This is a genomic window from Massilibacteroides vaginae (assembly GCF_900178525.1).
In the GTDB taxonomy this organism is placed as follows: domain Bacteria; phylum Bacteroidota; class Bacteroidia; order Bacteroidales; family Tannerellaceae; genus Massilibacteroides; species Massilibacteroides vaginae.
Genome location: NZ_FXDJ01000006.1, coordinates 504937 through 529768, shown reverse-complemented (window position 1 = coordinate 529768; position 24832 = coordinate 504937). Strand labels below are relative to the sequence as shown.

The window sequence follows — 24832 nt, the reverse complement described above, 5'->3', positions numbered from 1 at the left end:
TATGCAACATCCTGAAAACGATAACCAATACAAAGGGTTAAAAGTAAATAAAGGAGTAGCGGCGATGCCGACTATCAATCCTTATCTGAAAAAAAGAACACAACGTAAAGCCTATACCGTTGACGAGTTTGTGAAAGGAATCCTGGATGGGAATATCACAATCCTGAGTCAAGCCGTAACTTTAGTGGAAAGTTCTCTTCCGGAACATCAGGTGTTAGCGCAGGAAATTATCGAGAAATGCCTTCCTCATGCCGGAAAATCGATGCGTATCGGTATAACCGGCGTACCGGGAGCGGGCAAAAGTACGTCAATAGATACTTTCGGTATGCACCTGCTCGAGCAAGGACGCAAACTGGCGGTATTAGCTATTGACCCCAGCAGTGAACGATCTAAGGGCAGTATTCTTGGTGATAAGACACGAATGGAGGAGCTTTCACGTCAGAAGAACGCGTTTATTCGTCCTTCTCCCTCAGCAGGTTCGCTTGGTGGAGTTGCCCGTAAAACACGGGAAACCATTGTTCTTTGTGAGGCTGCCGGATTCGATACCATATTTGTGGAAACTGTAGGTGTCGGACAAAGTGAAACTGCCGTACATTCAATGGTGGACTTCTTTCTCCTGATTCAATTAGCCGGAACGGGGGATGAGCTGCAAGGCATTAAACGTGGTATTATGGAGATGGCAGACGGTATTATTATTAATAAAGCCGACGGCGATAATATTGACAAAGCCAATCTGGCTGCCAGCCAATTTAAAAATGCGCTACATTTATTCCCGCCCGCCGCATCCGGTTGGACGCCAAAGGTGCTGACCTATTCCGGCTATTACAATATCGGAATAAAGAAAATCTGGGATATGGTGGATGAATATTTACAATTCACCCGAGACAACGGTTACTTCACGCTTAAGCGCAAAGAACAGTCAAAATACTGGATGTATGAAAGCATAAACGATTCTCTTCGTAATGCTTTTTATCACAACGCAGCAGTTCAGGCTTCAATAAAAGAAGCAGAAGATCAGGTGTTGAAAAATGAAATTAGTTCGTTTGTTGCCGCACATCGCATGATGGAAACTTTTCTGTCTGATATTAAGAAGTAAGATTGATTCAGACACAGTTGTTTTTCTCCCCATTTTAACATAAAAACGAGCTTCTTTTTGTTAAAATCTTCAATTTTAAATAACGTTGAAAATCAACGAATGTAAAAGGTGTAAAAACATATCCTTTATTTTTGAAAAAATATCCTTTATTTCCGAAAAAATAAAGGATATCTTTTTTTTAATAAAGGATGTAGTTTTACCAGCTTTTGTTTTGCGGAAAATTTGAATTGTTAAAACAGGTTGTAGTTTGTTCGTAAAACCTTGAATTCTGTTCGGCGATTTATTTGGTCGGCTGTTTCCTGTTGTTCGGGTGTGAGCGTGAGTATAAACTCTTCGGTCAAAATATCTTCTTCTTTCAGGAAGTCGAATTCTTTAGCCATTTTCTTGTTGATTACTTTGGGCATGCTCTCTCCATAGCCTTTTGCTTCTAATCGATCGGTCTGGATGCCGTTTGCTATGAGGTAGTCTACTACCGACTGAGCACGGCGTTGTGCCAGGCGTTCGTTGTATTCGTCTGTTCCTTTGCGGTCGGTGTGGGCACCCAGTTCGATGGTTACGTTGGGGTTGTCGTTCAGCATTTTGATCATCTCGTCTAAGGCTTCTTTTGATTCCGGACGTAATGTCGCTTTGTCGAAGTCGTAGAAGATGTTTTCTATTACAACGGGCTTGCTGATCGGAGAGAGGAAGAAGTCGACAATATAGGTTTCGTTTTTTTCTTCCGGATCGGTCTTTAGCTCGAAGTTTTGATTGAGGTAACCACGGGCGCTTGCCATCATTACGTAGCTGATGTCTCTTTCAAGTTCTATTTTATAGGTTCCGTCTTTCTTTGCAATGGCCTTCTCGTTCAGTCCGTCTCTGCCTACAATGCGAATGGTAGCGTCTTCTATCGGATATTCATCGGCGTCAAAAACAATCCCTTCTATAAATACTTTAAATGTAGGGTATTCAAAGGAGTAGATATGGTCGTTTCCGCGGGCATCGTTGCGGTTGGAACTAAAAAAGCCTTGTTCTTTATTTCCTGCAAAGGTGATTCCGAAATCATCTGCCATGGAATTAATGGGGGCTTTCATGTTTTCTACAGTCCACCTCCCTGTGCTGTCTTGTGTAGCTTTAAAGAGGTCTAAACCACCCATCCCCGGATGTCCGTTTGATGCGAAATAAAGTGTAACAGAGTCTTTCACGTAGGGAAATAGCTCATCTCCCGGCGTGTTGATCTCCGGCCCGAGGTTCTCCATGGGACCGAAATCACTACCTATTAAGCGAGACCTGAAAATATCTTTTCCCCCGTGACCTCCTACTGCATCGGATACATAATAGAGGTATTTCCCGTCCGGTGAGATGGCCGGATGACCCAATGCCGTAACCGAATCTTTTACGATCGATGCTCTTGTTCCCTTTCCCCAGGAAGCACTGCTGCGGTTCGAAACGTAGATTTCGGAGGTGCGGTTGCCTTCGGGGTCTTGGGCGCAATAGGTATAATACATTGTGCTGCCGTCTGCAGAGAAAGAGGGAGTGCCTTCGTCGAATTCCGTATTGACGGGATCGGTTAATTCTTCAGGAGCCAGCCAGTCTCCTTTCTCATCTTGCTTTACTAAGAAAAAGTTATTGTTGTTCAGTCCGGTTATGGCACTGATTTTGGCGTCTTTATCTTTACTCCTGGAAGAGGCGAAAAGAAGTTGGTCGTACATACTGCCGTAAAGCATAGGACTGAATTCCGATCGGCGTGAATTAAATTTATCCATGCGTTTAACCAGGTACTTTGTGGGGTTTTTGCGCCAATCGGGAGCTTGCTCTGCTCCGGCAATGCCATTTAGCGCCAGTTGATCGTCCGGCTTATAGGTGAGGTATTCTTCGTAACTTTTTATAGCGTCCGCATATCTTCCGCTTTTATGTGCCATCTGAGCGGCACGTAGATAAACAACGCTGTCCGGATAATTATACCTCACGGCGTTGAGATAAGCACTTGTTGCGCGAGGCGTATTGTTGATCAACCGATTGCATTCGGCCATACGGAATGCGATATAACCTCGCAGATCACGTTTCTTGGCAGACGTTTTAGCATATATTTTCCGGTAGATAGCGGCTGCCTCGAAATACTCTCCAATACGCTGCTTCTCTTCAGCATCTGCAAGTTTGGCTGTCTTACATGAAGATAATCCTCCGGTAAGTACGGTGAGAAGAAAGATATAAGATATAATTGTACGCAAAGTCATCTGATACGCTAAATTTCTTATTCTATAACGTTGTAAGTCTGTTCTTATTGCTTATAGAAGCAAGGAACTATCTCCATAACTAAGAAAACGGAAGTCGTGATCAAGGGCATAGTCATATATCGGCTTCCAGTTTTCTTTTACAAATGCGGAAATCAACAGCAGCAAGGTGCTTTGTGGTTGGTGGAAATTGGTTATGATTCCACGCACGAGCTTGAATTCATACCCCGGTGCAATGATTATACGCGTCGCGGTCAGGAGTTTGTCGGATTGATGTCTATCCAGATAATCCACAATATGCTGTAGAGATTCGTCGATGCTCAACTGATTGTTCGCGTCGTCGTAGGGCATCCATTGGTTTACGGTTAGCTCCTCACCGCTTGCTTCGGGATTGCGCGACAGGGTTACTCCTATATAATAAAGACTCTCCAACGTGCGAACCGAGGTAGTACCTACTGCAATAATATTCCCGATATTCTCTTTGATGTGCTCTATCGAACTACGGTTAACCGAGATAAACTCGGTATGCATCTCGTGGTTTTCAATGGTTTCGGTCTTAACCGGTTTGAAAGTGCCTGCACCAACATGCAATGTTACCTCTTCCCGTACGAACCCCTGATTGTCTAACTCCTTTAGCACATCGTCGGTAAAATGAAGACCGGCCGTAGGGGCAGCCACAGAGCCTTTAATCTTGGAGTAAACCGTTTGATAGGTACGTAAATCCTTTTCTTCCGTTTCACGGTTGAGGTAGGGAGGGATTGGCAATATTCCGGCAGCATCGAGAAGTTCGGCAAAAGTCAGCTCCGGGTTATTCCACGAAAATTCAATCAGATGGCTTTCGCCGTAACTTTCCTTTTTCTCCGCGCGAAGGGTTACGTTCTTATTGTCAACCAGGATCTCTTTCTCGAGTATGCCCTCTTTCCATTTTTTCGCGTTTCCTACAAGGCATAACCAACTGCAACGTTCGGTTTGCTGAAAAATCAATGCGTAATCGTGCGGGCTAACCGGCTCGAGGCAAAAGATTTCTATTTTCGCACCGGTCGATTTGTTGAACAACAGCCGGGCTTGTATTACCCGCGTGTTGTTGAATACAATCAAAGCACCATTCGGTAAGAAATCGGGCAGATGCTTAAACTCACTTTCGTTAATTTCCCCATCGCGGTACAGAAGTAATTTGGATTCATCCCGTTTTTCCAATGGAAAGCGCGCGATACGCTCATCGGGTAGCGAATAGTTGTATTCCGCTATATGTATTTGCTTAGTTTTTACAGTCATTTTTTTATTATCTGCGCAAAATTAGTGAACTTTGTCCGTATAACAATCATAGGTAGAGACGATATGGGGATAAAAGTAGGAGATAAAGTTCGCTTTCTGAATAGTGTAGGAGGTGGTGTTGTGACAGGTTTTACCGGAAAAGACAAAGTGTTGGTAGAAGATGAAGATGGTTTTGAAGTACCTTCGCTTATTCGTGAATGCGTGGTGATTTCGGATGCAGGACCGCAGGTGCATAGCTCAAATAAACCCCGGGTTTCTGTTCAGCCGGAGGTTAAACGCCCGGTTCCTGTGCCGGAAGAAGTAATAATCGAAGAAACTGCCGAAGGAGAGCGATTGAACATATTCCTTGCTTACCTGCCCGTTGATCCGAAAGCTTTTCAGCAAACAGGCTATGAAGCCTATTTTGTAAATAGCAGCAATTATTACCTGTTCGTAAACTATATGAATAGAGAGAACAATAGCTGGATAAGTCGCTATAACGGAATTATCGAACCGAATACAAAAATATTCATGGAAGAGTTCGATAAAACCGAATTAAATAAATTAGAACGCATTTGTGTGCAATTTGTGGCATTCAAAAAAGACAAGCCGTTTGCCTTGAAAAATACCGTTTCGGTAGAACTCCGTCCGGATACCGTGAAATTCTATAAAGTCCATTGTTTTATGGAGAATGACTTCTTTGAAGAAGACGCATTGGTGTTTCCGGTTGTGAGGGAGGATGTGCCTGAAAAAGAATTGCTCGTTTCGGCGGTAGATTTGCAAGAAGCCATGATGCAGAAAGCGAAAGAGGATAGACGCGCTCCCAAGCCTGTTGTAAAGAAGCATAAAGAAGCTACAGCCGTGATCGAGGTTGATTTGCATATTCATGAACTGTTGGATAATACAGGCGGATTAAGTAATACGGATATGCTGACTTGTCAATTAGATAAATTTCATGAAGTATTGAGCCAATACGCAGGAAAGAAGGGCCAAAAAATTGTATTTATCCACGGTAAAGGCGACGGTGTGCTGCGAAATGCGATCGAAAAAGAATTAAAAACAAAATATAAATCGTATTATTATCAGGATGCTTCATTTCGCGAATATGGATTTGGAGCAACAATGGTAACCATAAAATAAAATGGCAATTGAAATAGAGCGTAAGTTTTTAGTTTCAGGCAATTTCCGGGATGCGGTAATACGTGCTGAAAGGATTGTGCAAGGCTATCTTTGTGCGGCCCCTGATAAAACCGTGCGTGTGCGTATTCGTGCAGAGAAAGCTTTCCTGACTATTAAAGGAGCCTCCGATAAAGCAGGACTTGTGCGAAGTGAGTTTGAATACGAAATTCCGGTAGCTGATGCAGAAGTATTACTTACGCTTTGTGAATCCGGAGTGATCGACAAAGTCCGGCATTTGGTGCCTTTTGAGGGGCATACGTGGGAAGTTGATGTGTTTCATGGCTGCAACGAAGGATTGGTCGTTGCCGAGATAGAACTGACAAGCGAAGATGAATCTTTTGAACGGCCGGATTGGCTGGGCGAAGAAGTGACAGGAGAAAACCGCTATTATAATTCGATGTTGTCGCAACATCCTTATGCTACATGGCTTCCTGTAGAAAAATAAATACTATAAAAATAAAAAAATGAAAAAAGGATTACTTGTACTTATCGTGACGGTCTTGGCTTTTCCCTTGAAGGCAGATGAGGGAATGTGGCTATTGCCGTTGTTGAAACAACAGAAATTTCCCGAAATGCAGGCTTTAGGGCTAAAGTTGCAGGATTACGATATCTACAGTCCGGATTCATCAGCACTTAAAGATGCGGTTGTTATTTTCGGTGGTGGTTGTACGGGCGAAATGGTTTCCTCCGAAGGTTTGTTGCTGACGAACCATCATTGTGGTTACGGACAGATACAAATGCACAGTACGCTGGAGAATGACTATCTTACAAATGGATTCTGGGCAATGTCTCGCGAACAAGAACTCCCTAATCCCGGATTAACAGTTACGTTTATTGACAAGATAGAAGATGTAACCGATTTTGTGAAGAAAGAACTCGCGAAGGAGGATGATCCGAATAATATGAACTTTCTTTCTCCCAAATACCTGAACGGATTGGCTAAAACGCGTGCCGGAGATGCTTACTTGCAGAATAATCCGGGACTTTCTGTGGAGATTAAGCCTTTTTATGGAGGTAATGTATATTATATGTTTACGAAGAAAACCTATTCAGACGTTCGTTTGGTTGGTGCGCCACCTTCTTCCATTGGTAAATTCGGTGCTGATACGGACAATTGGATGTGGCCTCGGCATACGGGTGACTTCTCTGTTTTCCGTGTTTATGCAGATGCGAATGGGAATCCGTCGGAATATTCCGAGCAAAATGTACCTCTTCGCCCCAAGCGTTGGCTGAATATTTCCTTGAAAGGAGTACAGGAGAACGATTTTGCGATGATGATGGGATTTCCCGGTCGTACGAATAAGTATTATACGTCATGGGAAGTAGCCGAAAGACGGGATATCGATAATACCGTACGTATAAATATCCGCGAACTACGTCAGCAAGTAATGCTGGAAGAAATGCTGAATGACCCGGCTGTGCGTATCCAATATTCAAGTAAATACGCCGGCTCTACCAATGCGTATAAAAATTCGATAGGAAGTAATTGGGCTATTAACAAACATAACCTGGAGCAGGTAAAAAAAGTAGAGCAAGACAAACTGATCGAATGGGGAAGGAAAAACTGTCAACCGGATTATGAAGAAGCGCTTTTAAGCTTGGAGCAACTCATTCATGAAAGAAAGGACCTGCGTTTTCGCAGTTGGATGCTGGACGAAGCCATATCGCGTGGGATAGAATTTACGCGTGTGCCAACAGATATACAAACGCTTTGCGATGCACTTCGTGCGAAAGACAAGGCTGAGCAGCAACAACAACTTCGGTTGTTAGAAATGGCTTATAAGAGATTTAAGGATAAAAACTATTCGGCCGAAGTCGATAAGAAAATAGCCAAGGTTATGTTGGAAGAATACAGACGATTGCTTCCTCCGGCTTCTCAACCGGCTTATTTTTCGGTAATTGACAAACGCTTTAAAGGTGATGTAGGTCGTTTTGTGGATGATTTGTTTGCGAAATCGGTGTTTGGAGATGAACGAAATATGCAAAAGTTCATGTCTTCGCCTTCTGCCAAAGCCTTGGAGAACGATCCGATGATCCTTTTTGCTGTTGCAGTGCAGAAAGAAAAGGCAGCGTTGACTCAGGATCTTGCCAACTTTGAAGACGGCTATGCCATTGCACATAAAACTTATGTAGAAGGTCTGCTGAAAATGTACGGCGATAAAGCGAATTTTCCCGATGCAAACTTTACTTTGCGACTTACATACGGTCAGGTAAAAGGCTATACACCCCATGATGCAGTTTATTACCGTTGCCAAACAACGTTAGACGGTGTAATGGAAAAGGAAGACCCTGACAACTGGGAGTTTGTTGTTCCCGATCAATTAAAGAAATTTTATGCTGAAAAGAATTTCGGCAGATACGCCATGCCAACCGGTCAGATGCCCGTGGCTTTCAGTGCAACCACGCATACAACGGGAGGAAACTCAGGAAGCCCGGTTCTGAATGCCAATGGCGAACTGATCGGGATAAACTTTGACCGAAACTGGGAAGGTGTAGGCGGTGATATTCAATACCTGCCGGATTATCAGCGCAGTATAATAGTTGACATCCGATACGTATTGTTTATAATCGATAAATATGCCGGAGCCGGATATTTGCTGAATGAAATGAATATCAAAGAATAATTGCAGTTACGTGTATATACGGAAAAAGCGGATGATTAAAAATCACCCGCTTTTTTTGTATTTTCTGATAAGAATTTCTTAAAATGTGAATTTATCCAAGTCTGATGCTTTAACACGGAAAATTTTACCGTTGCGTGAAAAGACCAATTCACCATTCACTCTCTTCTTTTCTGTAACCAAACGTTGGAAAGCGATGTTTGCCCCTTTCAGGATATTCTCATCAAATTCTCTTTGTTCTTTCTCATTCATGATTCTCAAGTTTTTTAAAAACAATGGGATTAAAAATTTCTTTTTTATCTTCTTTAAAACCTTTGGCTATAATTTCCATTGGAGTCATAGAGTTGTCTGTAATCATCCAATAGTCACTGGCCGGTAAATATAATTCAAATAAATTGTGTATTCCGGCTTCATAACGTCTGCGAATTGTACTTTCCTCGATGTTATGCCCACCGGCTGCTACTCTCATTTTTACCCGTTCTACTGCTAAATCCGGCGTGTTAAGCCAAAAATAGAGCAAAGTAACATAGTAACCAGCTTTTTGAGCCTCCTGCATCAGTTTTACGACTGAACGGGTGGCCAAAGTTGTTTCTAATGCGAATGTTTCCTGAGCGGCGATAAGTTCTTTTATTCGTTTATACATTATTCGTCCTGCCTCAACCGCTACTGCAATGTTCTCAGAATTAAAAGGAGAGAGTCCTTTCGCTATTTCGTCAGAATTGACAAACTCCTTACACTTAAGCATTTCCGGCAAAATAGTATAAGAAGCAGTCGTTTTTCCTGCACCGTTACATCCTGATATTATATATAAATAGGGCACCTTCACATTGTTTACACTCTGCAAATATATACAATAGTTTAATATCACAAGCTTTTTTCATAAAAAATAGAACAGCCGGATACTTAAATGTCCTTAAAATCGAAGGGTTTGTAGGCGAAACGTACTGTTTCGTCCTCGTGTTAAACGTATAAAAGATCGCTCATAATGCGGTCGGAGATGAAAATTCCCTTGGCAGATAGCTTTAAACTGTTTTCGTGATGCAGTAATAAGTTGTTTTTAATATACGTATCGGCTTGTGCTAAGCAGAAGTTTTTCTTTTCCAAACCGTATTTTTCTTCTATTTTGTCTAAACGAACACCCCACATTGTTCTTAGTCCTGTAATGATGTATTCGTTGTATTTTGTGTTCGCGTCTAACAATTCCTTTTCAACGTTTGGTACACCTGTTTCTATTCCGGACAGGTAGTGTTTCATGGAAGCGATGTTCCATTGGCGGCTGTTTCCATCGAATGAGTGGGCCGATGGTCCTATACCTATATAGGTTGTTTCGTCCCAGTAAGCGCTGTTGTGTTTGGAAAAGCAATCGGGTTGAGCGAAATTAGAAATCTCGTAATGCAGGTAGCCGGCTTTGCTTAGTTTATCGATCAGCAGCGTGAAGAAATCTTCGCTGAACTCTTCGCTTACCGGAAGTACTTTTCCTGCGGATTTCAATTTAGTGAGCTTAGTTCCTTCTTCATATATAAGATGGTAGGCGGAGATATGCGGCACTTTCAGCGCAATTGCTTCATCCAGGTTTTGGCTCCATTGTTCCGGTGTTTGCCCGGGCAGACCGTATATCAGGTCGATGCTGATATTCGACAAGCAGTTTGCCTTGCACGTAGCTACGGCATCAATTGCCTGTTGGCGGTCATGCCGCCTGTTTAAGAAAATCAAATCCTCGGGTTGAAAACTTTGCACCCCCATGCTCACCCGGTTGAAGGGGAGGCTTTGCAACGAGTGTACGTATTCCGGCGTCATGTCGTCGGGGTTAGCTTCAAGGGTGATTTCTTCGCACTTGTCCGTATTATAATAGGTAAAGACGGTGTCGAAGATGCGCTCGAAATTATTTGCTGAAAGCTGCGAAGGCGTTCCACCTCCGAAATAAATGGTTCGCAGCGATTCGCCCTTCAGGTAATCTTTACGAAGAATAAGTTCTTTACATACAGCATCAACATAAGCAGCTTTGCTCTTTTGGTTGGTGCTGGTAAAAAAGTCGCAGTAAATACATCTTTTCGCGCAATAAGGAACGTGTATATAAAGTCCGGCCATTCGGTGTGTTTTTTTTGCGGTAAAGATACGATACAAAAGTAGAATATAATTTCCCGACTAACCTATATACTTGTTTTTATATCCTTTATTTATTTTGTTCTACAGCTGTGGTAAAGTTTTTCTATATATATGGAAAAACTTTACCACAGCTGTAGAAAGCTTTTTCCATATATATAGAAAAAGGAAAATAAAGTATGTTTATATTAAAACAAAGTATGTTTGCATTAAAAGAAAGAATAAAAACATAGCCGTGAAGGATGTGTGTCAGCGGTGCTACAGAAATATGTTTTCAAACAGAACGCTTAAATTGTAAATCTTCCTCATAATCTATAATTTGCAGGCTCACGAAGAAACGGATTTATTCTTTTAGTTAAACATAAATTTAATATCTGATATCATGAAAGTTTATCAAACGGATGAAATTAAGAACATCTCTATCCTGGGAAGTTCGGGCTCTGGGAAAACCACTCTCGCTGAAGCAATGCTTTACGAGGGTGGAGTTATAAAACGTCGCGGAACAGTTGAGGCCGGAAATACTGTGAGCGATTATTTCCCGGTTGAGAAGGAATATAAGTATTCAGTGTTCTCAACCGTTTTTAGTGTTGAGTGGCAAGACAGGAAGTTAAACTTTATAGACTGTCCGGGTGCTGATGACTTTATCGGAGGGGCAGTGTCTGCTTTAAACGTTACAGATACGGCTTTGATGGTGCTAAACGCGCAATACGGTGTTGAGGTTGGCACGATTAATCAGTTCCGTTACACAGAACAATTCCACAAGCCGGTTATCTTCGTGGTTAACCAGTTGGATAATGATAAGGCCGATTATGATAGTACAATGGTTCAACTGAAAGAACGTTATGGCGACAAGGTGGTTGCTGTTCAATACCCTGTCAATAGCGGTTCTGAGTTTAATGCCATTGTGGATGTGCTAAAGATGAAAATGTATCGTTGGAAACCGGAGGGAGGAGTGCCCGAGGTGCTTGAAATTCCAGCAGAAGAATCCGAAAAAGCAATGGACCTGCATAAAATATTAGTGGAGGCCGCTGCTGAACACGATGACGCGTTGATGGAGAAATTCTTTGAAGAAGGAACTTTAAACGAAGATGACATGCGTGCCGGTATTCGTGCCGGATTAGTTACGCGCGGAATGTTTCCTGTTTTCTGTGTTTCTGCCGCTCGCGATATGTGCGTGCGTCGTACGCTGGAGTTCCTTGGCAATGTAGTACCTTGTACGGATAAAATGCCACGTTTGGTAACTACCGAAGGTGTTGAAGTAACGCCGGACGTAAAAGAACCAACCAGTTTGTTCTTCTTTAAAACAATGACGGAGCCTCACATCGGGCAGGTGTCTTACTTTAAGGTACTCTCCGGAAAGGTTAAAGAAGGTGACGATTTGCAGAATTCAACCCGCGGTTCCAAAGAACGTATCGCGCAATTATTTGTTCCTGCCGGACAAACCAGAACGCAGGTGCCCGAAATGGTGGCCGGAGATATCGGTGCTACTGTTAAACTGAAAGACGTACGTCTGGGCAATACATTGAACGGTAAAGGGGTAGATTATAAGTTTGACTTTGTAAAATATCCGAACTCAAAATATCGTCGTGCGATAAGACCGGTTAATGAGGCGGACTCGGAAAAGCTGAGTGAAATATTGAGCCGTATGCGTCAGGAAGATCCAACCTGGGTTATCGAGCAATCAAAAGAACTGAAACAAACGATTGTTTCCGGTCAGGGAGAATTCCACCTGCGTACGCTGAAGTGGAGAATTGAGCATAACGATAAGTTGGCGATCGAGTTTCTGGAGCCTAAGATTCCTTATCGTGAAACAATTACCAAATCTGCCCGTGCGGATTACAGACATAAAAAACAATCCGGTGGTGCCGGTCAGTTTGGCGAGGTGCATCTGATTGTTGAACCTTATTATGAAGGTATGCCGGCTCCGGATGTGTATCGTTTCGGCGGTCAGGAATTTAAAATGAACGTGCGTGATACGCAGGTGATTGATTTGGATTGGGGTGGCAAACTGGTGTTTGTAAACTGTATTGTGGGTGGAGCTATCGATGCCCGTTTCCTTCCTGCCATATTAAAAGGACTAATGGCAAGAATGGAACAAGGACCGCTAACCGGATCGTATGCCCGGGATGTGCGCGTGTTGGTTTACGATGGTAAGATGCACCCGGTAGATAGTAATGAAATCTCGTTCATGCTTGCCGGTCGTAACGCATTCAGTACGGCCTTTAAAGAAGCAGGACCGAAGATTCTGGAACCTGTTTATGATGTAGAAGTGTCTGTTCCGGCAGATTTCCTTGGTGATGTGATGGGAGACCTTCAGGGACGACGCGCGATAATCATGGGTATGAACAGTGAAAAGGGTTATGAAAAACTTCAGGCAAAAGTTCCTTTGAAAGAAATGTCAAACTATTCAACATCGTTAAGTTCGATAACTGGTGGTCGTGCTTCTTTCATGATGAAATTTGCTAACTATGAACTTGTTCCTGCGGATGTTCAGGACAAATTATTGAAAGAATACGAAGCTTCTCAGGAAGATGATTGATTTTGATAATCCATAAAAACTAAAGGAAGGGGGTGGAACTTCCCCTTCCTTTACATCCTTTTTTCACTTGTTCGTCTTCATACTGTAATGGTGAATGCATTCTTTTGGTGATGTAATAACTGAAAGTTATCCAAACCATTTATGCCGCAGTTATATGAGAATATTATTTATCATACAAGGAGAAGGACGTGGGCATTTGACACAGGCATTGTCATTGCGACAGAAGCTGGAAAAAGATGGTCATAAATTAGTCGGAGTTTTGGTTGGAAAAAGTCCTGCGCGGACTATCCCATCTTTTTTTAGTGATAAAATAGCGGCTCCGGTATATTCTTTTGAAAGTCCGAATTTTCTTCCTACAGCAAAAAACAAGCAAGTTAATATGCTTAAAACCGTAGCATATAATCTTGTACGCCAACATAAGTATATTTCCGGCATCCGATTTATTCATCGGATGATCAAAGAAACAGACGCCGAAGTAGTCGTTAATTTCTACGAACTGCTCACCGGACTTACCTATTTATTTTTCCGTCCGAAGGCGCATATGATCAGTATTGCGCATCAATACCTTTTTTTACATCCTGATTTTCAGTTCCCAAAAGAAAGGAAACTTAATTTAGCTTCATTGCAATTTTTTACCCGCCTGACTACAATAGGAGCAACCAAGATTCTCGCTCTCTCATTCCGTAAGATGCGTGAGTTGCCGGATGCCCGTATCATTGTTGTGCCCCCGTTGTTGCGTAAGGAAATTTTCTCAATTAAGCCTGAGAAAGGAGATTACCTGCACGGTTATCTGCTAAATAGTGGATTCGCAGAAGAAGTTAAAGGCTGGCATACTGATAATCCGGATGTTCCGCTGCATTTTTTTTGGGATAAGAAAGATGTCGAGAAAAGAGTAGATATCGATAATACTTTGTCTTTTCATCAGTTGGATGATGAATTATTCCTTCAGTATATGGCCGGGTCCAAAGCCTATGCAACAACCGCGGGGTTTGAGTCCGTTTGCGAGGCAATGTATCTGGGCAAGCCGGTGTTGATGATACCTACCCATATCGAACAAACATGTAATGCCTACGACGCTATGCAGTCCGGCGCCGGTGCTATATCAGATGAGTTTAATCTGGATACATTGCTCGAACTTGCCGAAAAGCACCAACCTAATCAAGATTTTAAGTATTGGGTAAAGCAAGCAGACTGGCTTGTGTTAAGAGAGTTTCGTGAGGATCTGCTTCGCAAAGAAACTCAGCTCGGTTTATTATCTCGCTTGTTTGTTCATTGGATTGCCCGACTTGGCAAAAGTTTGTCTATATAGAATCAACTTGATCTGTTCGTGCATATTTATTTTCGCCTGAATAATCATCGGATTAGTTGCGTTTTCAGGTTTTTTTAGTTGGATATGTGTTTTTTTTAAGACCGATTATGGCTAATAAAGGAAAAATTCTTATGAAATCGCTGTGATTTTCGAATAATGAAATTATTGATTTGCAAAACTTCTTATCGGCTGATAGAGTATCTCTATTGGCTATTTGGAGTGCGGTAGTCAAGAAAATCAATGCTTATAGGGGTATAATGTGCGAATTTAATTTTCTATATGCGTGTTTTTTATAAACGATAATTACAAAAAACGAAAATATGTTGTTTCGAAATTTGGCATAACGAAACTTTGTTATATCTTTGTTGTCATAAAAGGGAACGTCCGAGCGCGGAAGTCCTTCGAAAATGGATAATTGACAAGTTAGAACTTTATAATTTTTTAGAATTTAGAATTAGAATTAGTAGTTAGAATTATTTGATTATAGGCATACTCTTTCCAAAAGATAATCTATAATCATGGATTAAAAGCTGTTATTATTGATACTAACAAGACAATGATTTAGAGAATGTAATAACAGACATTTACATAGAACAATAGTTAAGCAAATTTGATAAGTAGCTTCTCAACTTTTCTAATAAAAGTAAGTAACCTGCGAGGGCGAAATAATTGGAAGTGAACTAGTGATAAAATAATAGAAATACACCGTGATTAGACCTTGTGAAAGAGTAAAGCGGAAAAAATTACCTCCTTCAGTTTTTTTTTTAGAATCTGAAGGAGGATTTTTTTGTATTATCCCGTCCTATACTTTCAGGAATATATTGTGTTTATACATGTGCCGGATAATTAAATAGAGAATGCAAAACTCTCCTAAAGCAACAATGCAGGGAAAAAATGAGCCGCTATACTGCTCAAAACCACGCAATAATGTAGCTGATATCTGTCCTAATCCAAATGTAGTATGAAGCATATATGCCGCGATAGAGTTAAGACCAAGCACACGGAAAACCTGCACTAATCCGGATTGTATTTTCCATCTATCCGTAATTTGATAAGTACATGCTAAAAGCAGAAAACAAATGCCACTGCTTAAAAGAATCATGGAGCAAGACCAGATTTTTTTGATAATGGGCATTTGCATACTAAGAAGTAAACCGGCGGAAATCAACAGAATTCCTGCAATGAGCAGATGTCGAAGTCGCTCTGCCGGTAGGTAATTATGTTTCATAATCAAGCCGGCGCAATAACCGGAAAAGACGGTAGCCCCGAATCCCAAGCTGCTTATCACCCACGTATATTGTGTGCCGTCGTCGAACTTACCAAGAAGTAGGTGATCAATGTATATTGCCGCATTGCCGTCTGGTGTTAATGCATTGATGCCATGTCCGGGCACGGGGATAAATGTCAGCAGGATCCAGTAAATAAGTAACAGGGAACTTCCGGCAATAAGCCGTTTGGGTATGCTCCTTATATTCAAGATAATAATCGCAGTGATCAAATAACCAAAGGCTATCGAATGTAATGTGTTACAGTAAATATGGAAACGATCCAAACTTAAATCAAGTAGGTTTCCTTGCGCGATCCAACCGAGTAAAAAGAGCAGAAAGAATCGCTTCAGGATTTTTCTGTACAGTTGACTTTTACTATGCCCCTGATCCCTGAATTTGCCGAAAGAAAAGGGCATCGATAATCCGCTTGTGAAAAGGAATAGCGGCATGATGATGTCCCATGCCGTGAATCCAATCCATTCTGCATGACTTAATTGATACATCACAGGGTCTAAAGAACCGGTGTTGAAGCCGCTGATGAAACGACGTAAAACGTCTCCAATACCAACTAAGAAAAACATATCAAATCCCCGGAGCACATCAATAGAGAGCAATCTTTGCGGGGGAAGGCTTGTCGGTCGCATACTTGTGTGAATTTAAATTTTATTCAGGGCTTGTTCCAAATCTGCTATAATATCGTCAACACTTTCAATCCCGACGGAAAGGCGGATCAGATCAGGGGCTATGCCTGCTTCTATTAATTGCTCTTCGCTTAATTGTCGGTGTGTATGACTGGCCGGATGAAGAACACAAGTGCGGGCGTCAGCAACGTGTGTAACGATAGCTGCTAATTGAAGATTGTCCATGAAACAAGTAGTTTTCTGTCTGTCTCCTTTCAAGCCAAACGACATTACACCACAAGTACCTCTCGGCATATATTTTTGCGCAAGGTTATAATGTTTGTTGCTTATCAAACCGGGATAGCAAACCCAGCTAACTTTCTCGTGCTTCTCCAACCATTCGGCTATTGCTTGAGCATTTTTACAATGTTGAGGCATTCTTAAATGGAGCGTTTCTAACCCCAGATTAAGGAGGAACGCGTTTTGCGGAGATTGTATAGCGCCTAAATCACGCATCAGTTGACTGGTTGCTTTTGTAATGAAGGCCAGTTTTCCAAATTTTTTAGTATACGTGAGTCCGTGATAGGAGGGGTCCGGATTGCATAACCCCGGAAACTTATCGGCATACATATCCCAGTTGAAATTACCACTGTCTACTATGCAACCTCCAACGCTTGTGGCGTGCCCATCCATGTATTTAGTTGTTGAATGCGTAATGATATCGGCACCGTATTCAAACGGGCGACAGTTGATCGGGGTCGCGAACGTGTTATCTATCATTAGCGGTACGCCTTGCGCATGTGCGATACGCGCAAACTTTTCAATATCCAAAATCATTACTCCCGGATTTGAAATTGATTCGCCGAACAACAGCTTGGTGTTCGGACGGAATGCTTTTGCTATCTCCTCTTCTGAAGCATCCTGATCGATAAACGTACATTCAATGCCAAGCTTTTTTAACGTAACGGCAAGTAAATTGTAGGTTCCTCCGTATATACCTGTTGCACTCACGATATGATCTCCCGCTTCACATATATTAAAGAAGGCAAAGAAGTTGGCTGCCTGTCCTGACGACGTTAGCATTGCGGCAACGCCTCCCTCTAACGCGGCAATCTTAGCCGCAACGGCATCGTTGGTGGGGTTTTGTAATCGGGTGTAAAAGTATCCGCTTTCTTCCAGATCAAACAGCTTTGCCATCTGATCACTGGTTTCGTATTTGAACGTTGTGCTTTGATAAATAGGAAGTACACGTGGTTCTCCTTTTTTGGGTTGCCAGCCTGCCTGAACACAGAGCGTTTCCGGCTTCAATTGTTTTTCCATTTTTATAGTAAAAATTAATTTATAATCGTTTTGTGTCACAAAGTACGCAAAAAACAATGCAAAAGAAGCGCTGAAAGCCTATTTTTTATTTAATAGCTAAATATTGCCGTTCCGTCGCTGTTTGTTGCTGAATTATTAAAAACAGAAACGCTATTTCAGCAGCTTCTTTTTTAATAGCCTAAACCACCCGAAGGCTACGATTCCCTTCAGCGTACTTGTTATGCTGATTGCCCACCATACGCCTTCGATGCCCAGAGAAGTCCCTGCGAGATAGATAGCTAAAGGTATGCGAAGAAGATTAAGCGTGATGCTGATAATGGCAGGAGGCATTGTGCGTCCGGTTCCATAGAATAGCCCTTGCATCGTTATTTCCAACATCATAAACCACATGGAGTAGCCGTCTATGCGTAAGAAAACCCCTCCGGCCTCAAAAGCCTCTTGGGTGGGAACGATCAGGGAAAAAACTTCATTCCCGAAGAAAACAAATAGGATGGTGCAAAATATCCCCAGAACGGATGTCATCACCAACGTGGTGCGATAGGCTGAGTTTATCCGGTCGCTCTTTTGAGCTGCGTAATTTTGCGCGACAAAGGCGCCTAAGGCCGAACTGAATCCTTGAGACGTGTTCCATGCGATAGCTTCTATTTGTCCGCCCGCCGTCATGGTCATCACACCAATATGACCACCGGCAACTGAGGCAGTTCTGGCCATAAACAAGTTGATTACCGCAAATAATGAGTTGAGTAAAGCAACGGGAAGTCCTAACTGGAAAATCCGACGCGTGAACGTGCCCTTTAGTTTTGTGATGATCGGGAAGCCGCCGAAAAGAGGATTGCGTACCTTTATATTATAGAGAAATAAAACGAAAACAGTTCCTTGCGATATCCATGTGGCCCATGCCGCACCTATTATGCCCCAATCGAATACCCAGATAAATAAGGGATCAAGAATCATGTTGATTACTAAACCGGTAGCACTGATGTAAAAGGGAATACTTGTATGTCCGCAAGCATTATAAATGCCGGTAAACGCGGCCGAAAGAAACACGAATGGGAAAGCCGTAGTGATGATCTTCAGGTAGATCGCTGCCTGATACGTAATGTTAGCTTCAAGCTTGTATATGCTGATTATCGGAAACGCCAACGCGAATAGAAGCCCTCCCCAAAGTAGAGATAAAATAAGTGAGATCGTGAGGTTGTGTGATGCGAACGAACGAGCTTTATCAACATCCTGCCCACCGATGCTTTGTCCGACACTAACTTCCGAACCCACCCTGTTCAGCAGGGCGATAGAGCTGGTCATCCAGGTGAGGATACCTACCGCACCGATCACGGCTACCGCCTCACTGCCAAGCCTGCCTATCCAGGCCATGTCCGTGATGCTATAAGCCATTTGGGTAAAAGAAGTTCCCATGATCGGTATAGCCAGATTGAAAAGTTGCTTTCTGATAGATCCCTGAGTTAAATCTTTTGCTCCCTGCATATTCATCTTAATTTTCGGCAAAGGTAAGACTTTTTCTACCGTATTTATGGTATGCGGAATGCCATATTTATGCGATTGCGCACTTCTGTGCCTTGAAATATCTTTGCTGCATGAATTAATTAATACTTATTCTTATGCATTTTTATTTTTGATTAGTAACAATTCATCTCCCGTCGATACAGGGAGAGCAAAGTGATGTTTTTACCAAGTGATTGCTAAGGTTATCTAAATAAAGGGTACACTGTGAAAGTATACCCTTTATAAAAAAATACATAAAGGATGTTTTCCTTTTTCTATATATATAGAAAAACTTTGCTATATATGTAGAACAACTTTACCACATATATAGAAAGCTTTTTCTACAGTTGTCGAAAAAGAAAAATATCCTTTGTTTTTTCTACGCTATCCTTTATGATTGAAAAAATAAAGGATGCGATAACGTTTTTTTCCGGTTTAAGTGCTTATGTTGGTGAAATGATCTGTTTTGTAAGAAGAATGCTGCATTTCGTACAAGGAAAGATATTCAATGGATAAGAATAGGTGTAATATGATAAAAAAGAGCTAAAAAGAATTGCTTGTATAATTCTTATCGTTATCTTTGTTCGCTAAGAACTGTATTGTATTCGCCCCTGTAGAGGGTTGTTTTGGTTGAATTTTAGAATTTTATTTACGCAATTATTAATATTAATTATTTTATTATGAACAAATTGATTTCTACATTATTTTGTGGAGCTTTAGCACTTATGTCGTTTACGGCATCTGCTGCTGTTGAACCTCCATTCTTTAAGCTTAAGGCTCAAATTAATGGTTCAGACGCAGGTTATGTTGTTGGAGTGAGCAAAGACTCTGTAATTCTTTCAACAGACGCTGCTGTTTTGACTTCAAATGCGGCTTTATGGCGTGTAACTTCTGAAAAACGTCCAGTATCTGAAAACTTGGCCTATCGTTTCCAAAACAAGAGCACAAATGCTTTTTTGACATTTGATAACGATGGTGATCAGTTGGCCGTTGGTGAACGCCTTAATGTGTTGAACCGTTTGGATACATTGACAGAAGCTTCTCCTGTTTACAAACAAGTATTTTTTTCTAAAGAAGATACTGCTAAGTATTTAGTTAAAGGTGCTACAGGTAAATTAGTTGCAGATGCAAATGCAACTCCTAGTGACATTGTAAAACTAGTATTAGAAGTTCCTGCTCGTCGTTGGTTATCTACTGTTGACTTGCAAGAAAATCAAAAATACACATTCTCTATTCCTTCTCAGAATGGTAATATTGAAGGTCCGTATACTTTTACTGCTTCAGATAATGACAATACAGTTTTTGTGTTAAACACTCCTAAAGGTCATTTATATGTAGACTCTGCAAGCTGGTTAACAAACTCAACTGTAGATCAAACATTCATGGCAAAACAATTTGGTTTCAAATATGGTGTGGCTGACACAACAGGTTTGATCAATACATTTGGTTTACTTTATGACCCAACTACTGACAAAGTAGCTGTAGCTGTTAGAGATACAATGTATGCATGGGATGTAGTTAAGAAAAAATATGATGCAGCTTCTAATCTTTCTGTAGATACTGCTGCTTTCTTAGGTACAGTTCGTTTTGTTGGTGACTATGTTTATTATACAACTGTAGATAGTGTTGATAATCCAACAAACGGTAATGCTTTCTGGGTAGCTGCTCCTCAACCAGGTGACGAAATTGGTAATATCTTCGAAAAAAATCAACCTTATACATTAACTGTTGTTTCAAAAGATGCAGCAAAGAATGATTTCATGAAGGTTAATGTTTATAGAACTTTAGGACAAGGTAGAACTGGTGCTCTTGTAAAAGATGCTAAAATCAAACCTGAAAACCAATGGTATATTGACACAGACCTAGAGTATGGTAAATTAATCTATACTATCTCCAACCGTTATTATGCTGCTGATACTTTGTTAAATAAAGGACGTATCACGAAGGTAGATGCTGGATTTGTAGTTGGTACAGATACATTGAAAATCGAGAAAGTTGCTAATTTGAATGGCTATAAAGTATTCTCTGATTTAGAATCTAAAACAGCAACTGTAAGTATTGAAGTTGTTAATGCATTTGGTGCTGATGTTTATTTAGCTCAGTCTACAGAAAAGGGAGATACTACTTTAGTTGCTTATTCTACAAAGAATCCAATTAAATTCAGTTTCAAACCATATCAGAACTTTCTTGCTCCTGATTCATTCCCATATTCTTACTTAAGCAAAAAACTTAAGAATGAAGCTGACATCTTGCAAGCATATGAATTATCTACAGTAGTTGGAAAAGATACATTGTATTTAGGTTTTGGTCAAGGAGGAGTTTCTCCTTATACAACTAATCCTTATTTTGTATTATCAAAAACTCCTGCTCGTAAGTCTGCATTTGTTTTCAAAGCGGCTACAGATGCTGAAGAAACTGGTTATTTATTAGTGCCAGTAGCTACTACAGAGCCTAAAGTTGCTAACCCAAGTAGTACTGAAGGTGCTTATGTTGCTCGTGTTCATGAAAGAGGTGAAGCAGTTGAAGCTATCCAATATACTGCTGTAGATGCTACAACAAACCTTTCTTCTCGTCCTTCTTACTTTAATCTTGTATTGTCGGATCCTATTTACGAATATGCAAAATTAGCTGCCGGTCACTATACATTCAAAGATGAAAGCGAAACGGCTACAGGTCTTGATTATTTAACGAAGAGAGACAATGGTGAAGCTAAATTCTTACGTGTAGGTGATGATTTGAAAGCAGCTTCTATTGCTTCTGATTTTGCATTGTGGGTTGATTCTGCAAGCGTTGCAACATCTGGCGTAGAAAGCTTAACTCCTTCTTATTATATCTTGAAGGGTGCTGAGCATTTTGCTGACAATGATTCATTGAAAGGAAACTTCTTAACGGTTAAGGGTGAATTTGATAACCTTAACGATAGCATCAACTTCATTGCTAATGAAAATGGTGTTCGTGTAAACGACGTTAGAGCAAATATCAAGAAAGAAAGCGCATTCTTGTTCCGCATCACTGATGCAGACAACGTTTATGAAATCGTTCCTTTCGAAGAAGTAGAAAAAGCTGAACCTCGCAGACTTGCGCTTATCAATGGTGTTGTTGTTTCTTCTTCTGATAAAACAGCTCTTCCGGTACTTGTTGCTCCAACAACTGATGCTCCGGTTGCTAATGAAGATGTTAACGCAGCAGATGCTGTTAAGGTTTCAACTGAAGCAGGTGCAGTAAGAATTCAAAATGCTGCCGGCAAATCTGTAACTATCAGCAATATCTTAGGACAAACTGTAGCCAGCCAGACTATCTCTTCTGACGATGTTACTATCGCTGCTCCTAAGGGTATCGTAGTAGTTTCAGTAGTAGGTGAAAAAGCGGTAAAAGCTATCGTTAAGTAATTAACGGTCAATAAATAACCTGATAAGGGGTAACTGTTTTAATGCAGTTATCCCTTATTTCTGTGAAATATTGCAAGCCACGCGTCAGGTTTCCCTCAAATATTCAATTCTCCGAGCGTTAACTGAATACGTGAGAAAGCTTGATTTCAAGGCACATTGGCGTATAACAAAAAAGAGGCAGCCCCTTACATAAAGGCTGCCTCTTTTTTTGTTATCAACTGCGTTATTAACGTATAAAGAGTAATTCTCTGTATTTAGGAAGTGGCCAGATTTGATTGTCAACAATCAATTCCAAATCGTCAATATGTTCGCGTATTTCATTTAAGTAGGGCGAAACGGTATCGTGGTAGGCTATCGCTCTTTCCCGCAAGTCTTGAATTCGATTGGCCTTTTTACGCGCCTCGATCATGTCGTCTACCATACGTGTAACAGCGCATATATGATGCCCTATCTTACGTACCAACCGACGTGGTTCGGTGGACAGATCTTCGTATTCGCCTTCACTAAATGTTTCTTTCAATTTTGTCAGATTGTCTAAAAGACTCGATTGGTAGCGTAAAACTACGGGAGTGATGTGATTCATCGACAAATCACCTAACACACGTGCTTCAATCTGTACCTTTTTGATGTAAATTTCCCATTTCACCTCATTGCGAGCGTGAAGTTCTTTTTCATTCAATACTTTTGTTGCTTCAAACATGCGTATAGACTCCGGAAGCAAATAGGCGTCATATTGTAGCGGAACGCTGGTTTCGCAATCTAATCCACGTTTATTAGCTTCTTGCTTCCATTCTTCGCTGTATCCGTTTCCATCAAAGCGGATAGGCTTAGATTCTTTAATATAGGCTTTAAGAACTTCGTAAATAGCTTCTTGTTTGCTTTTCCCCTTTTTGCAGCGTGTTTCTACCTCTTCTTTGAATTGCTGAAGCTGATAGGCTACTGCCGAGTTTACAGCAAGCATAGCGACTCCACAATTGGCCGATGATCCGAGCGCTCGAAATTCAAAACGATTCCCGGTAAAAGCGAATGGCGAGGTGCGGTTTCTATCCGTGTTGTCAAGTAAAATCTCCGGAATTTGACCAAAGCCAAGATAAAGGCGTTTTTTGCTGTCCATCTCTATCGCATCTTCGATCGAACTGTTTTCAAACCGGTCGAGCACTTCGCTGATTTGAGTGCCTAAGAAAGAAGAAATAATAGCCGGAGGAGCTTCGTTAGCCCCTAAACGATGTGCGTTTGTAGCCGAAGCAATACTTGCTTTTAGCAGCGAATTGTGCTTGTAAACCGCCATTAAGGTGTTTACTACGAACGTAATAAACAGTAAATTGTCTTCCCTGTCTTTTCCCGGTGAGAAAAGATTGATACCCGTGTCTGTTGCCATAGACCAGTTACAGTGTTTGCCGGATCCATTTACACCCATGAACGGCTTTTCGTGCAATAATACACGGAAGAAATGTTTTTCGGCAACCCGTTTCATCAATGACATAAGCAACTGATTGTGATCGTTTGCCAAATTGCACTCTTCAAAAATAGGAGCAAGCTCGAATTGATTAGGTGCAACTTCGTTGTGACGAGTTTTAACCGGAATGCCCAGTTTATAACATTCGATTTCCAGGTCTTTCATGAATTCTTGTACACGTGTAGGAATCGAACCGAAATAATGGTCGTCTAACTGCTGGTTTTTAGCACTTTCATGTCCTAAAAGCGTACGTCCTGTTAATGAAAGATCCGGACGAGCCGAGTATAGATCTTCGTCTACAAGAAAATACTCTTGTTCCCATCCGAGAAAAGTAGTGATTTTATTCACCTCTAATGAGAAAAAGTCGCACACCTCTTTCGCCGCTTTGTTTAATGCTTCAATAGAGCGGATAAGCGGCGTTTTATAGTCGAGTGCTTCTCCTGTGTAAGCAATAAAAATGGTAGGAATACAAAGCGTGTCATCTACAATAAATGCCGGTGAGGAGGGATCCCAAGCGGAATAACCACGTGCTTCGAACGTGTTTCTGAGTCCGCCGTTAGGAAAGCTCGATGCGTCCGGTTCCTGTTGAGCTAACAGTTTGCCGCTGAATTCTTCGATCAGTCCGCCGTTGCCATCGTGTTCCACAAAAGCATCATGTTTTTCCGCTGTTCCGTCGGTAAGCGGTTGAAACCAGTGTGTATAATGCGTAACACCTTTTTCGAGCGCCCACATACGCATACCGGCAGCAACATGATTTGCGATCTCCCTGTCTATGGGGGTGCCGTTATCAATTGCTTCCGTTAATAATCGGAACGTTTCTTTAGAGAGATACTTCTTCATGGCCTTACGATTAAACACGTTTTCGCCAAAGAAGTCGGATACTTTGCGATCCGGAACAAGAGCCGGAACAGCCTTGCGGTTAGATGCTCTTTCTACCGCATTGAAACGGAAAGTTGACATTTGTGTAG

The 24832-nt window shown here is 41.5% G+C and carries 17 protein-coding genes; 8 read left to right on the top strand and 9 right to left on the bottom strand.

All coding sequences use genetic code 11. The annotated features are described in order from the left end of the window. Position 1 precedes the first annotated feature (1 nt). Positions 2 to 1096, top strand: a complete 1095-nt coding sequence (gene meaB / locus B9Y81_RS02695; RefSeq protein WP_085535443.1) for a methylmalonyl Co-A mutase-associated GTPase MeaB — start codon at positions 2 to 4, stop codon at positions 1094 to 1096. 230 nt (positions 1097 to 1326) lie between these two features. Here meaB and porE read toward each other — a convergent pair whose 3' ends face one another. Together porE and B9Y81_RS02685 are read right to left on the bottom strand one after the other, a co-directional pair. Next, positions 1327 to 3309: a PorE family type IX secretion system protein gene (gene porE / locus B9Y81_RS02690; protein WP_085535442.1), complete on the bottom strand. Its 1983-nt coding sequence runs from the start codon at positions 3307 to 3309 to the stop codon at positions 1327 to 1329. A gap of 51 nt (positions 3310 to 3360) precedes the next feature. Then, positions 3361 to 4581 carry an S-adenosylmethionine:tRNA ribosyltransferase-isomerase gene (locus B9Y81_RS02685; protein ID WP_085535441.1) on the bottom strand — a complete coding sequence of 407 codons (1221 nt, stop codon included), beginning with the start codon at positions 4579 to 4581 and terminating at the stop codon, positions 3361 to 3363. A gap of 63 nt (positions 4582 to 4644) precedes the next feature. On the opposite strand from B9Y81_RS02685, the gene B9Y81_RS02680 reads away from it, so the two are divergent. Genes B9Y81_RS02680 through B9Y81_RS02670 form a run of 3 tightly spaced genes read left to right on the top strand, consistent with a single transcriptional unit; the run spans position 4645 to position 8363 of the window. After that, entirely contained in the window at positions 4645 to 5700 is a 1056-nt protein-coding gene (locus tag B9Y81_RS02680; RefSeq protein ID WP_085535440.1) for a DUF2027 domain-containing protein, read from the top strand. A 1-nt stretch (position 5701) separates the two neighbouring features. Beyond that, positions 5702 to 6184, top strand: coding sequence for a CYTH domain-containing protein (locus B9Y81_RS02675; protein WP_085535439.1), 483 nt, complete (start codon positions 5702 to 5704; stop codon positions 6182 to 6184). 19 nt (positions 6185 to 6203) lie between these two features. After that, the gene (locus B9Y81_RS02670) at positions 6204 to 8363 is read left to right on the top strand and encodes a S46 family peptidase (protein WP_085535438.1); all 2160 of its coding nucleotides are present in this window, start codon (positions 6204 to 6206) and stop codon (positions 8361 to 8363) included. A gap of 78 nt (positions 8364 to 8441) precedes the next feature. On the opposite strand, the gene B9Y81_RS15245 is transcribed toward B9Y81_RS02670, so the two are convergent. The 3 genes from B9Y81_RS15245 to hemW form a co-directional block, all read right to left on the bottom strand. Next, positions 8442 to 8612, bottom strand: coding sequence for a hypothetical protein (locus B9Y81_RS15245; protein WP_176221433.1), 171 nt, complete (start codon positions 8610 to 8612; stop codon positions 8442 to 8444). After that, entirely contained in the window at positions 8605 to 9180 is a 576-nt protein-coding gene (locus tag B9Y81_RS02665) for an ATPase (protein WP_085535515.1), read from the bottom strand. The genes B9Y81_RS15245 and B9Y81_RS02665 overlap by 8 nt, the downstream gene beginning before the upstream one ends. Positions 9181 to 9320: 140 nt before the next feature. Then, complete coding sequence (gene hemW / locus B9Y81_RS02660; RefSeq protein WP_085535437.1) at positions 9321 to 10448, bottom strand: radical SAM family heme chaperone HemW; 1128 nt, start codon at positions 10446 to 10448, stop codon at positions 9321 to 9323. Positions 10449 to 10845: 397 nt separating this feature from the next. Here hemW and B9Y81_RS02655 point away from each other — a divergent pair, with 397 nt between their 5' ends. After that, complete coding sequence (locus B9Y81_RS02655; protein WP_085535436.1) at positions 10846 to 13002, top strand: elongation factor G; 2157 nt, start codon at positions 10846 to 10848, stop codon at positions 13000 to 13002. 154 nt (positions 13003 to 13156) lie between these two features. Continuing rightward, entirely contained in the window at positions 13157 to 14311 is a 1155-nt protein-coding gene (locus B9Y81_RS02650; RefSeq protein WP_085535435.1) for a glycosyltransferase family protein, read from the top strand. Between the two features lie 802 nt (positions 14312 to 15113). Here the strand turns inward: B9Y81_RS02650 and B9Y81_RS02645 are convergent. The 3 genes from B9Y81_RS02645 to B9Y81_RS02635 all read right to left on the bottom strand — a co-directional run bounded on the left by B9Y81_RS02645 (position 15114) and on the right by B9Y81_RS02635 (position 19001). Further along, the gene (locus tag B9Y81_RS02645) at positions 15114 to 16223 is read right to left on the bottom strand and encodes an acyltransferase family protein (RefSeq protein WP_085535434.1); all 1110 of its coding nucleotides are present in this window, start codon (positions 16221 to 16223) and stop codon (positions 15114 to 15116) included. A 12-nt stretch (positions 16224 to 16235) separates the two neighbouring features. Continuing rightward, positions 16236 to 17519, bottom strand: coding sequence for an O-acetylhomoserine aminocarboxypropyltransferase/cysteine synthase family protein (locus B9Y81_RS02640; RefSeq protein WP_085535433.1), 1284 nt, complete (start codon positions 17517 to 17519; stop codon positions 16236 to 16238). A gap of 150 nt (positions 17520 to 17669) precedes the next feature. Further along, a complete protein-coding gene (locus B9Y81_RS02635) occupies positions 17670 to 19001 on the bottom strand; it encodes an MATE family efflux transporter (protein WP_085535514.1) in 1332 nt (443 codons plus the stop codon). 411 nt (positions 19002 to 19412) lie between these two features. On the opposite strand from B9Y81_RS02635, the gene B9Y81_RS15435 reads away from it, so the two are divergent. Further along, complete coding sequence (locus B9Y81_RS15435) at positions 19413 to 19535, top strand: hypothetical protein (RefSeq protein ID WP_262494091.1); 123 nt, start codon at positions 19413 to 19415, stop codon at positions 19533 to 19535. 164 nt (positions 19536 to 19699) lie between these two features. Continuing rightward, positions 19700 to 22408 (top strand): DUF6383 domain-containing protein, encoded by a 2709-nt coding sequence (locus B9Y81_RS02630; protein ID WP_085535432.1) that lies wholly within the window; start codon positions 19700 to 19702, stop codon positions 22406 to 22408. 226 nt (positions 22409 to 22634) lie between these two features. Here B9Y81_RS02630 and B9Y81_RS02625 read toward each other — a convergent pair whose 3' ends face one another. Continuing rightward, the gene (locus tag B9Y81_RS02625; RefSeq protein ID WP_085535431.1) at positions 22635 to 24824 is read right to left on the bottom strand and encodes a glutamine synthetase III family protein; all 2190 of its coding nucleotides are present in this window, start codon (positions 24822 to 24824) and stop codon (positions 22635 to 22637) included. Positions 24825 to 24832: the final 8 nt, after the last annotated feature.

Excerpts from the sequence above, each read along its gene's own strand:
- B9Y81_RS02680 (WP_085535440.1), top strand. The coding sequence starts at position 4,645 with ATGGGGATAAAAGTAGGAGATAAAGTTCGCTTTCTGAATAGTGTAGGA.
- hemW (WP_085535437.1), bottom strand. The coding sequence starts at position 10,448 with ATGGCCGGACTTTATATACACGTTCCTTATTGCGCGAAAAGATGTATT.
- B9Y81_RS15435 (WP_262494091.1), top strand. The coding sequence starts at position 19,413 with ATGATTGAAAAAATAAAGGATGCGATAACGTTTTTTTCCGGTTTAAGT.
- porE (WP_085535442.1), bottom strand. The coding sequence starts at position 3,309 with ATGACTTTGCGTACAATTATATCTTATATCTTTCTTCTCACCGTACTT.
- B9Y81_RS02650 (WP_085535435.1), top strand. The coding sequence starts at position 13,157 with ATGAGAATATTATTTATCATACAAGGAGAAGGACGTGGGCATTTGACA.
- B9Y81_RS02670 (WP_085535438.1), top strand. The coding sequence starts at position 6,204 with ATGAAAAAAGGATTACTTGTACTTATCGTGACGGTCTTGGCTTTTCCC.
- B9Y81_RS02630 (WP_085535432.1), top strand. The coding sequence starts at position 19,700 with ATGAACAAATTGATTTCTACATTATTTTGTGGAGCTTTAGCACTTATG.
- B9Y81_RS02640 (WP_085535433.1), bottom strand. The coding sequence starts at position 17,519 with ATGGAAAAACAATTGAAGCCGGAAACGCTCTGTGTTCAGGCAGGCTGG.
- B9Y81_RS02625 (WP_085535431.1), bottom strand. The coding sequence starts at position 24,824 with ATGTCAACTTTCCGTTTCAATGCGGTAGAAAGAGCATCTAACCGCAAG.
- B9Y81_RS15245 (WP_176221433.1), bottom strand. The coding sequence starts at position 8,612 with ATGAATGAGAAAGAACAAAGAGAATTTGATGAGAATATCCTGAAAGGG.
- B9Y81_RS02685 (WP_085535441.1), bottom strand. The coding sequence starts at position 4,581 with ATGACTGTAAAAACTAAGCAAATACATATAGCGGAATACAACTATTCG.
- B9Y81_RS02635 (WP_085535514.1), bottom strand. The coding sequence starts at position 19,001 with ATGCAGGGAGCAAAAGATTTAACTCAGGGATCTATCAGAAAGCAACTT.
- B9Y81_RS02655 (WP_085535436.1), top strand. The coding sequence starts at position 10,846 with ATGAAAGTTTATCAAACGGATGAAATTAAGAACATCTCTATCCTGGGA.
- B9Y81_RS02645 (WP_085535434.1), bottom strand. The coding sequence starts at position 16,223 with ATGCGACCGACAAGCCTTCCCCCGCAAAGATTGCTCTCTATTGATGTG.
- meaB (WP_085535443.1), top strand. The coding sequence starts at position 2 with ATGCAACATCCTGAAAACGATAACCAATACAAAGGGTTAAAAGTAAAT.
- B9Y81_RS02675 (WP_085535439.1), top strand. The coding sequence starts at position 5,702 with ATGGCAATTGAAATAGAGCGTAAGTTTTTAGTTTCAGGCAATTTCCGG.